The sequence below is a fragment of the Bradyrhizobium sp. Ash2021 genome, assembly GCF_031202265.1.
Lineage (GTDB): Bacteria > Pseudomonadota > Alphaproteobacteria > Rhizobiales > Xanthobacteraceae > Bradyrhizobium.
Genome location: NZ_CP100604.1, coordinates 2,886,009 through 2,901,042, shown reverse-complemented (window position 1 = coordinate 2,901,042; position 15,034 = coordinate 2,886,009). Strand labels below are relative to the sequence as shown.

At 59.9% G+C, this 15,034-nt stretch carries 14 protein-coding genes, 1 tRNA gene and 1 pseudogene; 13 read left to right on the top strand and 3 right to left on the bottom strand.

From position 1 onward, the window contains the following. Positions 1–288 precede the first annotated feature (288 nt). The 9 genes and pseudogenes from NL528_RS13990 to NL528_RS13945 all read left to right on the top strand — a co-directional run bounded on the left by NL528_RS13990 (position 289) and on the right by NL528_RS13945 (position 8,627). Positions 289–1,521, top strand: coding sequence for a branched-chain amino acid ABC transporter substrate-binding protein (locus tag NL528_RS13990; protein WP_309183233.1), 1,233 nt, complete (start codon positions 289–291; stop codon positions 1,519–1,521). Positions 1,522–1,599: 78 nt separating this feature from the next. Beyond that, complete coding sequence (locus NL528_RS13985) at positions 1,600–2,547, top strand: branched-chain amino acid ABC transporter permease (protein ID WP_309183232.1); 948 nt, start codon at positions 1,600–1,602, stop codon at positions 2,545–2,547. Beyond that, on the top strand, positions 2,544–3,845 hold the full coding sequence (locus tag NL528_RS13980; RefSeq protein WP_309183231.1) for a branched-chain amino acid ABC transporter permease: 1,302 nt from the start codon (positions 2,544–2,546) through the stop codon (positions 3,843–3,845). The genes NL528_RS13985 and NL528_RS13980 overlap by 4 nt, the downstream gene beginning before the upstream one ends. Beyond that, positions 3,842–4,594, top strand: coding sequence for an ABC transporter ATP-binding protein (locus NL528_RS13975; protein ID WP_309183230.1), 753 nt, complete (start codon positions 3,842–3,844; stop codon positions 4,592–4,594). Before NL528_RS13980 ends, NL528_RS13975 begins: the two co-directional genes overlap by 4 nt. Continuing rightward, a complete protein-coding gene (locus tag NL528_RS13970; RefSeq protein ID WP_309183229.1) occupies positions 4,594–5,289 on the top strand; it encodes an ABC transporter ATP-binding protein in 696 nt (231 codons plus the stop codon). The genes NL528_RS13975 and NL528_RS13970 overlap by 1 nt, the downstream gene beginning before the upstream one ends. A gap of 39 nt (positions 5,290–5,328) precedes the next feature. Continuing rightward, positions 5,329–6,258 carry an alpha/beta hydrolase gene (locus NL528_RS13965; protein WP_309183228.1) on the top strand — a complete coding sequence of 310 codons (930 nt, stop codon included), beginning with the start codon at positions 5,329–5,331 and terminating at the stop codon, positions 6,256–6,258. A 62-nt stretch (positions 6,259–6,320) separates the two neighbouring features. Next, positions 6,321–7,774 (top strand): annotated as a pseudogene (locus NL528_RS13955) (wax ester/triacylglycerol synthase family O-acyltransferase). A 98-nt stretch (positions 7,775–7,872) separates the two neighbouring features. Then, positions 7,873–8,088: a dodecin family protein gene (locus NL528_RS13950; RefSeq protein ID WP_309183225.1), complete on the top strand. Its 216-nt coding sequence runs from the start codon at positions 7,873–7,875 to the stop codon at positions 8,086–8,088. Between the two features lie 107 nt (positions 8,089–8,195). Then, the gene (locus NL528_RS13945) at positions 8,196–8,627 is read left to right on the top strand and encodes an acetoacetate decarboxylase (RefSeq protein WP_309183224.1); all 432 of its coding nucleotides are present in this window, start codon (positions 8,196–8,198) and stop codon (positions 8,625–8,627) included. Here NL528_RS13945 and NL528_RS13940 read toward each other — a convergent pair. Beyond that, a complete protein-coding gene (locus NL528_RS13940) occupies positions 8,600–9,721 on the bottom strand; it encodes an IS630 family transposase (protein ID WP_309183223.1) in 1,122 nt (373 codons plus the stop codon). The two genes, NL528_RS13945 and NL528_RS13940, sit on opposite strands and share 28 nt — an antisense overlap. 37 nt (positions 9,722–9,758) lie before the next feature. On the opposite strand from NL528_RS13940, the gene NL528_RS13935 reads away from it, so the two are divergent. Further along, positions 9,759–10,061, top strand: a complete 303-nt coding sequence (locus NL528_RS13935) for a helix-turn-helix domain-containing protein (protein WP_309183222.1) — start codon at positions 9,759–9,761, stop codon at positions 10,059–10,061. 14 nt (positions 10,062–10,075) lie between these two features. Here the strand turns inward: NL528_RS13935 and NL528_RS13930 are convergent, their stop codons facing one another. After that, positions 10,076–11,164, bottom strand: a complete 1,089-nt coding sequence (locus NL528_RS13930) for an IS630 family transposase (protein WP_309183221.1) — start codon at positions 11,162–11,164, stop codon at positions 10,076–10,078. Positions 11,165–11,178: 14 nt separating this feature from the next. On the opposite strand from NL528_RS13930, the gene NL528_RS13925 reads away from it, so the two are divergent. After that, positions 11,179–11,601, top strand: a complete 423-nt coding sequence (locus NL528_RS13925) for an acetoacetate decarboxylase (RefSeq protein ID WP_309183220.1) — start codon at positions 11,179–11,181, stop codon at positions 11,599–11,601. A gap of 12 nt (positions 11,602–11,613) precedes the next feature. Next, positions 11,614–12,138 (top strand): 3-hydroxyacyl-CoA dehydrogenase NAD-binding domain-containing protein, encoded by a 525-nt coding sequence (locus NL528_RS13920; protein ID WP_309183219.1) that lies wholly within the window; start codon positions 11,614–11,616, stop codon positions 12,136–12,138. A gap of 1 nt (position 12,139) precedes the next feature. Here the strand turns inward: NL528_RS13920 and NL528_RS13915 are convergent. Further along, positions 12,140–12,214, bottom strand: a tRNA-Gln gene (locus NL528_RS13915). Positions 12,215–12,503: 289 nt separating this feature from the next. Here NL528_RS13915 and NL528_RS13910 point away from each other — a divergent pair. Then, positions 12,504–14,285: an acyl-CoA dehydrogenase gene (locus tag NL528_RS13910; RefSeq protein ID WP_309183218.1), complete on the top strand. Its 1,782-nt coding sequence runs from the start codon at positions 12,504–12,506 to the stop codon at positions 14,283–14,285. Positions 14,286–15,034: the final 749 nt, after the last annotated feature.

Sequence of the window (15,034 nt, the reverse complement as noted above, 5' to 3'; positions counted from 1 at the left end):
GTAGTCCTGAAAGTTTTTCTCGCGATCACGCGCGGCGCGCATCGCAAACAATGTGCCGCCATCCTTCTCGAAGCCAAGCCCGCTGGGATGCCAGCCTTGCCGGCAAGCCCCGGATGAAATTCCTGACGCTTCAAACGTCGGTTCAATTTATTCGGTTGCGGCCTTCGGGGTATTGGACAACACTTGCGAAACAGAAGGCATTCGTCTTCCGGTCTGTTTTTTTCGCGGTTGGCGATTCTTACGAGCCTTCGAAAATTCGAAAAAGAGCGACCAAGAGGGAGGAGTGCCATGCGTCAGTGGATGATAGCTGCTGCCTTGTTGCCTATGCTCGGCGGTGCGGCGCTTGCGCAAGAGACGGTCAAAATCGGCTACATCGATCCGCTCTCGGGAGGCGGTGCCAGCGTCGGCGAGGTCGGCTTCAAGACCTTCCAATTTCTCGCTGACGAGTTGAATGCCAAGGGCGGCATTCTCGGCAAGAAGGTCGAGATCGTTCCCCTCGACAATAAGACCAATCCTCAAGAAAGCCTGATTCAGGCGCAGAAGGCGATCGACGCCGGCGTGCGCTACATCACCCAGGGCAACGGGTCGTCAGTCGCCGGTGCGCTGACGGATTTCGTGTCAAAATATAACGAACGTAATCCCGGCAAAGAGATCCTCTATTTCAATTACGCCGCGGTGGATCCGGTGCTCACCAATGCAAAGTGCAGCTTCTGGCATTTCCGTTGGGATGCAAATTCCGACATCAAGATGGAAGCGCTCACGAACTACATGAAGAGCGCTTCAGCCATCAAGAAGCTTTATCTGATCAACCAGGACTATTCGTTCGGCGAATCGGTCCGCTCCGCTGCAAAGAGCATGCTCAAGGCGAAGCGGCCGGACATTGAGATCGTCGGCGACGAATTGCATCCGTTGCTGAAGATTACCGACTTCGCACCGTACGTTGCGAAGATCAAGGCGTCTGGTGCTGACAGCGTCATCACCGGCAACTGGGGGCAGGATTTTGCGCTGCTCCTCAAAGCTAGTGCCGACGCGGGACTAAAGGTGAACTGGTACACCTACTATGCGGGCGGCACCGGCGGTCCCACCGCGATCAAGCAGGCGAACCTCAATCATCAGGTCTTCCAGATCGCCGAGGGTATTCCGAATCTCGGCAATCCGGCGGCGGACGCTTTCGAGAAGGCGCTGCGGGCGAAATATGATTTCAGCCTGTTCTATCCGCGCGCCGTCAACGAGATGAGGATGTTTGCGGCCGCGGCGGAAAAGGCCAAGTCGCTCGATCCGGTCAAGGTTGCCGCAGCGCTCGAAGGCATGGAATTCGACGTCTATGACGGCGGCAAGGGCACCATGCGGAAGGACGATCACCAGTTCTTCCAGCCCATGTATATCGCCTCGTTCGGCGATCGCACGGAAAAAGAGCTGTTCGACGAGGAAAAGACCGGTTGGGGCTGGCGGCAAGCTGCGAAGATCGATCCGGAGCAGACCATGCTCCCCACCACCTGCAAGATGGAGCGCCCGAACTAACCGGCGTCACCGCGCAAACTTCGTGCGCTCCGGCGCTCGCCGGAGCGAGGTCGGCTCATCTCTCGGGAGTGGAGTGTCGTGCTAGAACTTGTCGTCATATCCACGCTGAACGGCGTTCTATTCGGAATGCTGCTGTTTTTGATGGCAAGCGGCCTGACCGTCATCTTCAGCATGCTCGGCGTTCTCAATTTCGCGCATGCAAGCTTCTACATGCTCGGCGCATTTTTTGGCTTCCAGATCAGCCGATGGGTTGGCTTCTGGCCCGCGCTCTTCACCGCTCCATTGCTGGCAGGAGCGCTCGGTGCGGCAGTCGAGCGATTTGGGCTGCGACGGGTTCACCGTAACGGTCATGTCGCGGAGCTCCTGTTTACGTTCGGCCTGGCCTTCGCAATCGAGGAGATCGTGCAGATCGTCTGGGGCAAAAGCCCTGTCGATTTCCGCATTCCGGCGTCATTGGATTTTCCCGCTTTTAGAATCTTCTCGACCAATTACCCGGCCTATAAGATGTTCATGCTGCTGGTATCGATAGCGATCTTTGTCGGCCTGCTAGTGGTCCTCAAGAAGTCGCGCATCGGCTTGATCGTCCAAGCAGCCCTTACCCATCCGCATATGGTCGGGCATCTCGGCCACAATGTCGGGCGCATCTTCATGCTGGTGTTCGGCGTCGGTACGGCGCTCGCCGCCGTCGCTGGCGTGATCGCAGGCCCCGCGCTGGTGACGCAGTCGAACATGGCGGCACTACTTGGACCGATCCTGTTCGTGGTCGTGGTCGTTGGAGGACTCGGTTCGCTACCGGGCGCCTTCGTTGCATCCCTGCTGATTGGCCTCGTCCAGACTTTCGCGGTCTCGATGAATGGCTCACTTGCCGGCGCGCTTGGCCCGCTAAGTCCGACCTACGCGCAAACCTGGCTGGCAGACATCTGGGGCGTCACGGTCGCTCAGATCGCGCCGATCATGCCCTATGTACTGCTGGTTCTCATTCTGATCTTTCGTCCGATGGGCCTGCTGGGAACACGTGAAACATGAGCGAATTGACTTCAAGCGTAGCGCCGCCCTACCCGGCCTTCAGCGAAAAACTGAAATTCTATGGCATCTGGGTTGCCACAGCGCTGATGCTGTTGGTGCTGCCGAAGATTTTCAGTTCGGGGGGCGCTCTGACGACCTTTAGTCTGATCGGCATCTCCATCATTTTCTCCCTATCCTATAACATCCTGCTCGGCCAAACCGGACTGCTTTCGTTCGGACACGCCGTTTATTACGGCCTTGGCGGCTTTCTCGTGATTCATGCCATCAACATCATCAGCGCCAACACACTTCCGATCCCGTTGCCCGTCGTTCCTCTGGTCGGCGGCCTGGCCGGATTGTTCTTCGCTGCACTGCTTGGATGGGTCTCGACCCAGCGCAGCGGAACGGCGTTCGCGATGATTTCACTTGGCGTTGCCGAGCTGATCGCCTCGTCGGCCCTCATCTTGCGCACGTTCTTCGGGGGCGAAGCCGGCATCTCAGCGAACCGTACCAAATTGTTTCGGGTTTTCGACTGGAATTTCGGACCTCAAATTCAAATCTACTATCTGATCGCGGCATGGACGTTGCTGGCGGTCATCGCCATGTACGCGCTGACGCGCACCCCGCTTGGCCGCATGTGCAATGCCGTGCGTGACAATCCTGAGCGCGTTCAGTTCGTTGGCTATAACCCCCACGTCGTTCGTTATCTGGCCTTTTGCTTCGCCGGCTTCTTTGCCGGCATCGCGGGAGCCCTGGCCGCGATCAATTTTGAAATCGACAACTCGGCCTATCTCGGCGCCGTACAGTCCGGAACTGTGTTGTTTTCGACGTATATCGGTGGCATTGGCTATTTTATTGGACCGATTGTCGGAGCCATATTCGTTACCGTGCTATCGCTGAGCTTAAGCGATCTGACATCGGTCTGGCAGCTCTACTTCGGACTGTTTTTCATAGCGGTCGTGACGTTTGCGCCCGGAGGCCTCACAGGGCTTCTGATGATGCACCGGCCGCTGCTCAAGGGCGGCACATTGGGTAAGGTATTGCCGTCCTATTTGATAGCCCTCGTTCCGACGCTTGCATTGGTCGCAGGTCTCGTTCTCGCGCTCGAAACTATCGTACATCACACCGTGAACCCGGGCGATGACCCAAATATCAAAGCCTTCGGCATGAACTTCAACGCCTCGAGTCCGATCACGTGGATCATTGCTCTGTTCCTGATAATCGCCGGATTCATCGTTGCGCGGGAGACTTGGCGCAGGCTTGCGCACGCGTGGGACGACGCGCTCATGGCGGCGCATGCAAGGGGATACCACGCATGACCCAGCCCGCCATAGAGCTGAAGGACGTGCAAAAAAGCTTCGGCAACATCTCGATCATCCGCGACCTGAACTTAAGCGTAGCACAGGGCGAACGGCACGCGCTCATTGGCCCCAATGGTGCGGGCAAATCGACAACGTTCAATCTCATCAGCGGCTACATGGCGCCCACCTCCGGAAGCGTCAAGCTCCGCGGCGAGCCGATTTCCGGCCTTCCGCCCTATCAGATCAACCGTCGCGGATTATCGCGCAGCTTTCAGGTAACGAACGTATTCGCCAATATGACCGTTTGGGAAAATCTGCGTTGCGCGGTGCTCTGGACCGACGGCCATCATTACTCGTTCTGGAAGAACATCGATAATCTAAAGGAAGTCCGCGACCGAACGGCGCAGGTGCTCTCGGACATCGGTCTGGCTGCACGCCGCGACGTACCGGCCGGGCTGCTAACATATGCCGAACAGCGCGCGCTGGAAATCGGCATTACCATTGCCGGCGGCGCCGACGTCATCCTCCTCGACGAGCCGACCGCTGGCATGAGCCACGCGGAAACGGAGCGGGCAGTTTCGCTCATTCGCCGCCTCACTGAGGGACGAACATTGGTGATCGTAGAGCATGACATGAGCGTCGTGTTCGGACTGGCCGACCGAATTTCGGTGCTGGTCTATGGCCACATCATTGCGACCGGAAGGCCGGATCAGATTAGGTCGGATCCCAAGGTCAAGGAAGCCTATCTCGGCGAGGAGGCAGCCTGATGCTCGAGGTCAAGGACCTGCACGCCTACTACGGCAAGAGCCATATCCTCCAGGGCGTCGATCTGCGGATCGATGCCGGCGAAGTCGTTAGCCTGCTCGGCCGGAACGGCGTCGGTCGCTCGACGACCGTCAAGGCGATCATGGGAGAAGTGCCGCCGCAGGGTACGATCCGGTTCAAAGGAACTGACATAGCGGGGATGCCGAGCTATCAAATTGCCCATCTCGGCCTCGGATACGTTCCTGAGCACCGCGATATTTTTCCAAGCCTCACCGTACGTCAAAACCTGATGCTCGGCATCAAGGACCCGCGCAAACCCGGCAAATGGCGGCTCGACGACATGCTGCAAATGTTTCCTAACCTCGCGGCGCGTGCGGATACCGCCGCCGGTGTCATGTCGGGCGGCGAGAAGCAGATGCTGACGATGTGCCGCACGCTGATGGGTGACCCTGAACTGATCATGATCGATGAGCCGACTGAAGGGTTGGCGCCCCTCATCGTTCATCAGGTCGGCGACCTGATCGCAGAAATCGCACGACGCGGGGTGGCTATTTTGCTTGTCGAACAGAAGCTCTCAATCGCCATGCGGATATCGCACCGCGTTTACGTGATGGGCCACGGTCGCATCGTTTTCGAGGGAACACCCGCGAATCTGACAAGCAACGCCGCGGTCCGAAAAGAATGGCTGGAGGTTTGAGCTAGACGCCTCGATGCCCGCGAGTAGAGTGGAGTATGAATGCCAGTCATATCAGTCAATGGAATGGAGATCGCATACGACGACAGAGGTAACCGGGACAATCCGGCCATCCTGCTCATCATGGGCCTCGCCACGCAAATGATTGCCTGGCCGGAGGCGTTCTGCGACAGCCTCGCCGCCCATGGCCTCCGGGTTGTCCGCTTCGACAATCGCGATGTTGGGCTGTCGACCAAGTTCGAGGCTGCGCCGCCGGTCGACCTCGGCGCGGTCCTGCAGCGCGTGATGGCTGGCGAGAAAATCAATCCGCCTTACGACCTGACTGATATGGCCGGTGATACCATCGGCCTAATGGATCGCTTGGCGATCGAGAAAGCCCATGTTGTCGGAGCGTCTATGGGCGGCATGATCGCGCAGATCGTGGCGGCAAAACACCCCAATCGCGTAAGAAGTCTGGTTTCCATCATGTCGTCGAGCGGCGACCCCGGTCTGCCGCAGGCGAAGCCCGAAGCGATGACCGCGATCATGCTAGCCCGTCCGGATGGCAGCGACCGCGAGTTGGCAACTGAGCACGGCATGAGGATCTACAGGGCGATCGGCAGTCCGGGCTTTCCGACACCGGACGACGAATTACGAGCCAAGGTCGGCGCGGCCTTCGACCGATCCTACTATCCAGCAGGAGTAGGCCGGCAGTTCGCGGCGATCGTGGCGAGCGGCTCGCGCGTCGAGATGCTCCAGAAGCTTTCCGTTCCGACTCTTGTCCTTCACGGTGCTGACGATCCGCTCGTTCCCGTCGAAGCCGGCCGGCATACCGCAGCCCAAATTCCGGGTTCGACCCTAACGGTTATTCCCGGAATGGGCCATGACATTGCCACCGGCCTCATTCCCATTCTCGTCGAAGCGATCGCCACGCATTGTCGGGCGGCAGATGAACAATCGAACCCGGCAATCATCATGGAGAAGAGCAACTAGCCTTGAGTGCGCAGCCCGACTGGACACCGCGATTGAGGCTCATAAACGGATGGGAGGATACCATGGACAGGTTGTCAGCTCTCGATGCCAGCTTTCTGTACGGCGAAACACCGGAATCTCCAATGCATGTTGCCGGCCTGGCAATCTTCGATCCACCCCCCGCGGATAGCGACGTTTTCGCGGCGTTTCGTGACCATCTCAAGGCCCGGCTTCATCTCGTTCCTTTCTTCGAGCGCAAGCTGGCTTTGACGCCGATCCAGCTCGATCACCCGGTCTGGTTCACGACGACAATCTTGATCTTGACTATCATTTCCGCCACGTTTCGTTGCCGAAGCCAGGAACACGCGGGCAACTCGAGACCCTGGTTGCGCGACTGCACATGATCCTGCTCGATCGCGCCCGACCGCTCTGGCAGTACTATGTGATTGAGGGTCTGGAGAGCGGTGGCTTCGCCATCTACATCAAGATGCACCACGCCGGTATCGACGGCGGCGCGGGCATGGCTGCGCTTCCCGTCATATTCGCTACCTCACCCGATCCCGAACCCGCACAACCGCCCTCCCCGACAGCCAAGGACAGCAGGACTCCCGAGCTCTTCGAGCTGATCAGCGATTCCTACGCGAAGTTTTTCACCCAGCAGCGGGAGTTCTACCAGTCTTGGCCCGATATCGGCAAAGCGATCGCGAAGGTGGGACAACGCGTTACGGAGGATCTGGCGAACCCACCTCGCTTGCTTCCGCTTGCACCGAAAACCCTTCTAAATGCGTCACTGTCGAGCCAGCGATCATTTGGAACCTGCACCATCTCGCTTCGTGAAGTGAAGGCTGTAGCCAAGCTGACAAAGTCGAAGGTGAACGACGTTGTCATGACGATCAGTGCGGGCGCACTGCGCCGTTATCTGGAAACCAGGAGCGCACTTCCCGATGGGCCGCTGATCGCAGCGGTACCGGTTTCGCTGCGAAAGGCCGGCAACGCCGATATGAACAACCAGGTTACGGCGATGCTGTGCAATCTCGCTACCGACATTGCCGATCCGATACGCCGCCTGGAGGCGATCGTCGCCTCATCGACCGATTCCAAGAAGCGGCTCGAGGACATTCGCGACGTCATTCCGACCGATATGACCTGGCTGGGCGCGCCAATCATCATCACCGGCATGGCACGGTTGATGGGAGAAGCCAAGCTTGCCGAGCGACTGCCGGCCATCGTGAACGTCCTGATTTCGAACGTGCCGGGGCCGAGAGAAACGCTCTATTGCGCAGGCGCGAGCATGATCAACTACTTCCCGGTCTCGATTCCATCGAACGGCAGCGTCCTCAATATCACCGTCCAAAGCTATTTGGATAATCTCGATTTCGGGTTGATCGCCTGCCGAACCGCCGTTCCCGACATCGAAAAGCTGGTGGATTTCTTGGCAGATGAATTTGAACGCTTGAAAATCGCAGCGAGCAGAGAAGGGCCAAAGGTGAAAAAGATCGAAATAAAGGAAGCGAAGGCCGCACAGCGGTCGGCCTGAGTCGCGGTGGCCGGCCGTTCCCCGATCGGACGACGCGTTATCGCTTGCGCGACGATCCACGTGGGGTCGAAAATAGAACAATCACAAGGGAGGAAGCCATGGCTGATAGCGTTTATAAACTTATCGAATTGGTCGGCACCAGCACCGAGTCCTGGGAAAAGGCGGCACGGGTTGCTGTAGAACGGGCTTCGCAAAGTCTGCGAGATCTTCGCGTGGCCGAAGTTGTCGAACTCGACATGCAAATCACAGATGGCAAGGTCGAGGCCTACCGGGCGAAGGTCAGGGTTTCTTTCAAATACGAAGGCCAGCAGTAGTTTTCGACGCTGCAAACGTTGCCTCCGGCCGGTTCAATTCGTGAGGCCATCGATTTGCGGATGATGATCGCGGCATTCACGTGCAACGGCGATGAGTGAGCGGACGAATGAAAAAGAAAGATGTTCTCAAGCAGTATACGACACCGATTGGTGCGCCGGCGTTCGTGCAGGGTCCACATCGGTTCAAGCGGCGGGAATACCTTAACATCACCTACCGGACCGACCGCGAGGCGCTCGAAAACCTGGTACCGGAACCACTCGAAATCGATCAGCCGCTGGTTCGGTTCGAAGTAATGAAAATGCCCGACACGACCGGGTATGGCGCCTACGTCGAATGCGGCCAGGCCGCAGTTGTGCGCATGGGCCAGGAGCAAGGCGAATTTCTGTTGGCAATGTATCTAGATAATCTTCCGGCGATCGCCGCAGGCCGTGAACTCAGCGCTTTTCCCAAGAAGTTGGGGTCGGCAAAGCTCTTCGTCGATTCCGATACACTAGTACCTCGACACAGTGATTATGACTCTTTGGATGTAATTGGATAAGCGCGGCCCATTTTGGCGCGGGCTTTTTCGGTTGTGAACATCCATTTGATGCGGGCAGCGGTGGCGTTTCGTTGCTGCTCCCATGCGGCGATTTCGCTGATCAGACGCTTGGGATCGTCGATTCTGCGGTCCAGGCACTGGCCGCGGAGGACGCCGATCTCGATCTCGACCATGTTGAGCCAACTGGCATGCTTGGGGGTGTAGTGGAACTCCAGCCGGCGCAAGATGCGCCGGGCTTCGGCGGGTGCGAATGCCGCATAGAGGGCGCCGGCTGAGTGGGTCGATAGGTTGTCCTGCACGACCCGGATGCACGCGGCATCGGGATAATGGACATCGACCAGTTCGCGCATGCATTGGGCGTAGTCTTCCGCCGCCCGTCGCTCGGTGACCTTGACCTTGCGCCAGGGCCGGTGCACGTCGACGCAGACGAAGAGATTGACGGTGCCGTTGCGGCGGTACTCACAATCGTAGCGTTCGAGTTGACCCGGCTCGGCCGGGATCGGCTGGCGCACCTCACCGATAAGTTGGACCGGGCTCTCGTCGAAGCAGACCACCGGCCGGCCGGGATCGGGCGTTTCGGCATAGAGGTCGAGCACGTCTTCCATGCGGGCAACGTATTCGCCGTCGACCTTTGGAATGCACCACATATCCTTGCGCCATGGCTTGAGGCCGTTTTCGGCCAGCCGCCGCCGCACCGTCTCGCTCGACAGGCTGTTGTGCCCGGTGAGCTTGACCATGGCGTCGGCCAAAAGCTCCAGCGTCCAGCGGGCGCGACCCTCGGGAGGGTTTGCGCAAGCCGTTGCCACCAGCAGGGCTTCCTCCTTGCCGGTGAGCTTGCGCTCTGCCCCAGGGCGAGGCTCCTCGCTCAGCGCCCGTTCCAGATTGCCTTCCACGAAGCGCCGCTTGGTCCGGTACACAGTGGAACCGCCCACTGCCACGGTGCGGGCAATCTCTTCATCGCTGCGGCCAGCATCAGCCGCCAGCAGAATCTGGGCGCGCTTGAGCTTGCGGGCGGCTCGGGTGCCTTTGCTCAACATCACGGTGAGTTCACAGCGTTCGGCTTGGCTCAATTCGACCCGATAACGTAGATTCATCTCGACCTCCCTGTCGGAAGACCGGACGAATCGACAAATGAATCAAAAATCAGGCGCCGCTCGCAGCCCCAGCGATCGAGGCTTCACCGAAAAGCAAGGTCAGTACCTGGCTTTCATCTACACTTACTCGCACATGTTCCGACGCGCGCCCGCCGAGACCGACATGCAGCGCCACTTCCAAGTAAGCCCGCCCTCGGTCCATCAGATGATCGTGACCCTCGAACGAAATGGCCTCATTCGGCGTCAACCCGGCGTCCCAAGGAGCATCCAAATCCTCGTTGCTCCAAACCACCTGCCCATCCTAAATTGGCTCAAAATCAACCAGTCAGAACCACTGTGAGTGTTCTGACTCATTCATTTGCATCCCGCTTTTGCGATGGCGAGCGCTTTTTTGGCTCGGCGGTGCTTTGCGAGGATGGATTTGGCGCTGGCGGTCCACTTGAAGGGCTTTGGGTTTTGGTTTCGATGCTCGATCCACTCGTCAATCGCGGTCTTGAGTTCGGTGACGTCGTTGAAGGTTCCTCGCCGGATGCGCTGGCGAGTGATTTCGGCGAAGAGCCGCTCGACGAGGTTGAGCCAGGAACAGGATGTCGGCGTGAAGTGCAGTGTGAAGCGTTTGTGTCGCGCCAACCAGCGCTTCACGGCCGGCGTCTTGTGGGTGGCGTAGTTGTCGAGGATCAGATGCAGATCGAGATGTGCGGGCGTCTCGCGGTCGATTGTTTTCAGAAACGACAGGAACTCGTCTGCCCGATGGCGTGCCAGACATTCGCCGATGACGGTACCGGCCGCCACATCGAGCGCGGCGAAGAGTGTTGTGGTGCCGTTGCGCTTGTAATCATGGGTCATCGTGCCGGCACGGCCCTTTTTCAAGGGCAAACCCGGCTGCGTGCGGTCGAGTGCCTGGATTTGGCTCTTCTCATCGACGGAAAGCACCAGCGCCTTCTCCGGCGGATCGACGTAAAGGCCGACGATGTCCTCGACCTTCGCGACGAAGTCGGGATCGTTGGAGATCTTGAAGCTGCGCACGAGATGCGGCTTGAGGCCGTGTTCGGCCCAGATGCGCTGCACGCTCGTGTGGCTGATGCCCATTTCTTCCGCCATCGACCGCACGCTCCAGTGCGTGGCATTGGCGGGACGCTCCTTCACGGTCTTCTCGACGACCTTGAGCTTCATGGCAGCGCTGAGCGGCTTTCGGCCAGGCGGCTTGGAGCGGCCTTTGATCAGACCATCGACGCCGGCCTCGGCAAAATAGTCCTGCCAGCGCCAGACGGTGGTCTTCGAAACCCCGACCTCACGCATAATCGCCACGACGCCATGACCGTCCGCCGTCATCAGCACGATCCTCGCTCGCTTGGCGATCTTCTGAGCCGTGTTTCCATCGGTGAGCAGTTGCTCCAGTTCCCTGCGAGCCTTGCGATCAAGTACAATCAAGTCATTTCCCATGCCGCGAGTGAATCATGTTCGCGACAAGTTGGGATTCAAATGTCAGTGACAGAACACTAGTAGGCACCCTGGATTATGGCGTCCTTAGGGTTGCCACCGCCACGATGGGATACAAGCACAAACCACTCGATCTCGAAAAAGCACGCCAGGAAGTCGGCGTTCCGACATTCATGCTCAAGATCTTGCCGGGTTACTCCGGACGGCCGCGCATCTGCGAACTGGTACGCACCCAGATCACCAATGTGACGGTCCAGGGTGCCTGGATCGGGCCTGCCCGACTGCAGTTGTTCGAGCATGCGCTGGCGCCGTTTGCCGATTTGCCTGTGCGCGAGATCATCTCCGCCAGCCACATTCTCACTGACCTGACGTTGTCACCGGCGACACTGATTTACGATTATCTTGCCGAGCCGGCCAACGCCCCCGGCGAAGCAAAATGAAGTGAGCATACCATGAACGAGACCGCTTCTTCGGATGTTCTAGAGCGCTACTCAACAGTTGCCGTCATCGGCGCGGGCGTAATCGGGGCGTCGTGGACCGCGGTTTTTCTTGCACACGGTCTTACGGTAATTGTCAACGATCCGCGCGATAACGTTGAAGCGGTCGTGAATGATTACATTCGCAAAGCCTCTCCGACGCTCAGGGCTTTACGCCTGTCTACCGAAGATCTGACGAGGAAATTGCGTTTCGAGGCCGACCTTGATCGCGCTGTCGCCAGCGCTGATCTCGTGCAGGAGAATGGTCCGGAACGGGTGGAATTCAAGCAGGACTTGTGGGCCCGCATCGAGCAACACGTTCCCGCACACGCGCTGCTGCTCTCAAACGGGAATATCCGCGGACAAGACCGGAGACTTTCGGCGATTTCCCCCTCAAGTTCGGCGATCCGGGAGTCCAGAGACGAAATCGAATGCGCGAAAAGCCGGGATTTCCGGCCTATTCTCGCGTGTCTCGGGGAGCCTGGTCGAACGCCAGACTGACTGGCTGGGGCGGGAGGGATCGAACCTCCGAATGGCGGAATCAAAATCCGCTGCCTTACCGCTTGGCTACGCCCCAACGTACCGTTCAGGGAACGCGTGGGACGACCGTCGCCCAGGTTCCGATCCGGTAACGCCGGTCTATAGGGGGAGTTGAGCCATTTCAACAGCCCGGAGGGTGAAATTCGCTCAAATCGGCCGGGAGGGTTTAACCCGCTATAATGGCGGGTTTTGGCGCCGGAACGCACCGAAAGCGGCCGGCCCCGGGCCGTCGTCCCGGTCCGTCCCGGATTTTGCCCTACGGAGAGTTGAGGGCGCGCCGGTTTCATGGGAAGACGGCGGCCAAATGTTCCGTCGGGAGTAACGCCATGACCTACCGCGCGCCGATCAATGACATCCTGCTCGCCCTCAATCACGGCGCCGGCCTGGAGGCGGCGCTCGCGGCCGGCCATTACGGCGATTTCGACGGCGACATCATCGCCGCCGTGCTGGAGGAAGCCGGCAAGTTCGCCAGCGACGTGCTGGCGCCGCTCAACAAGGTCGGCGACGAACACGGCATCAAGCTCGACGACGGCAAAGTGACGACCGCTCCCGGCTGGCCCGATGCGTACCAGCGCTGGACCGCGGCCGGCTGGAACGCGGTGTCGGGTCCGGAAGCGTTTGGCGGCCAGGGCCTGCCGCTCGCGATCAACGCCGCCTGCACCGAAATCTGGAGCGCGTCGAACGTCGCTTTCGGTCTCTGCCCGCTGCTGACGCTCTCCGCAATCGAGGCGCTCGACGCCCATGGCAGCGAGGAACTGAAGAAGATCTATCTCGAAAAGCTCGTCACCGGCGAATGGACCGGCACCATGCAGTTGACGGAGTCGCAGGCCGGATCGGATGTCGGCGCCTTGCGTAGCCGCGCCGAGCGCGCCCCCGACGGCAGCTATCGCATCAAGGGCACGAAGATCTTCATCACCTATGGCGACCACGACATGACCGATAACATCGTGCATTTCGTGCTCGCGCGACTGCCCGATGCGCCTGCCGGCACCAGGGGCATTTCTCTCTTTCTTATTCCAAAATTCCTCGTCAATGCCGACGGCTCGCTGGGCGCGCGCAACGACATCTATGCGAGCGGCGTCGAGCACAAGCTCGGCATGCATGCTTCCCCCACCTGCACCATGACCATGGGCGACCATGGCGGCGCGATCGGCTACCTGGTCGGCGAGGAAAACGCCGGGATGCGCTGCATGTTCACGATGATGAACCAGGCGCGGCTCGGCGTCGGCCTCGAAGGCGTCGGCGTGGCCGACCGCGCCTATCAGCAGGCGCTGGCCTATGCGCAGGAGCGCCGGCAGGGCCGCGCCGTCGGCAAGGAGGGCAACGGGATGGATCCGATCATCGTGCACCCCGACATCAAGCGCATGCTGATGCAGATGCGCAGCCTGACCGCGGCAGCGCGCTCGATCTGCTACGCCACGGCGGTAGCGCTCGACATTTCCGTGCGCGCCAAGGACGCGAAAGTCCGCGCCGACGCCGCCGCGCGCGGCGCGCTGCTGACGCCGGTCGCAAAGGCCTTCTCCACCGACATCGGCAATGAAGTGGCCTATCTCGGCGTGCAGGTTCACGGCGGCATGGGATTCATCGAGGAGACCGGCGCGGCGCAGCACTACCGCGACGCGCGCATCACCGCGATCTATGAGGGCACCAACGGCATCCAGTCGATCGACCTCGTCACGCGCAAGCTCGCGGCCAATGGCGGCGCATCGGTCTGGGCGCTGCTCGACGAGCTCTCCGCCATCGTCAAGCAGGTCGAGACGTCGAACGATCCCGCCTTCGGCACCACGGGCGCGAAACTGCGCGACGCGCTGGGATCGCTGGAGCGCGCCAGCAAATGGCTGCTGGAGCGCGTCACCTCGGCCCCGAACGATGCGCTGGCCGGTGCGACGCCCTATCTGCGCCTGTTCGGCTCCACGCTCGGCGGCTGCATGCTGGCCGGCGAAGCCCTCGCCGCGCGCAGCGATCGAAACGGCAGCGATCCGCAGCGCTACGTCGCGGTGGCGCGGTTCTTTGCCGAGAACATCACCGTGCAGGCCGGTTCGCTGGAGAAGACGGTGACCGACAGCGCCGACGCGGTGAACGGCGCCGACGCGGTGCTGCTGGGGTAATTTCCTCGTCATTACGAGGAGCCAACGGGTCGCGCGAATGCGCGCCCGATGACAGGCTCCGCGACGAAGCAATCCATTCTCTCTCAACCACAATTTGCGGTGCGAAATGGATTGCTTCGCTTCGCTCGCAATGACGGTCAGTATTCCAGGCATGGTCTCGCGTTCCCGCGGCACTATGCGCCCGAGTCTTGCATGATCGTTTCGCCCCCTGAGAACAGAGGGCGCAGGGAAAGCCGGGTGCGCGCTGCACCCGCGGTCTCGCGTGCAAAATGTGCACAAGAACACGCACACGAGCATACAGGTTCAGCGGAGAGCATCCGGCCTTCCCTGCGCAATGGTTTTACGGCTTACTTCGCGCTCTCCCCGGTGAACGGGCTTTCTTGCCACCGTCGCCCCTGAGAAGCGTTTGCTTCTCAAGAACTTGACGCCAGCGTCGGGGCGTCAGGACCACACGACTTCGCCGTCCGCATCAGCCACGCTCGTCAGTCGCAGCATCCGCGTCCACCGCATCCCACCGCGCGTTTCGTGACGATCGCGAGCCGCCCCTCTTGTCGGGTGAGACGCGCGGAGAAACACCACTGATTTGCCCGACGCGACAAGCGGAATATTTTTTCGAAGGGGGCTGGACAGGTTTTTTTGATTTGCCCGTCGGGCAGATTTTAGCATCAGTCCGTAGTCCGTAGGGGAATTGCACTCGATAGATCGAGGCGGACTCCGTGCGGGCCGCCGGCGAGCGCATTGCATTTCGC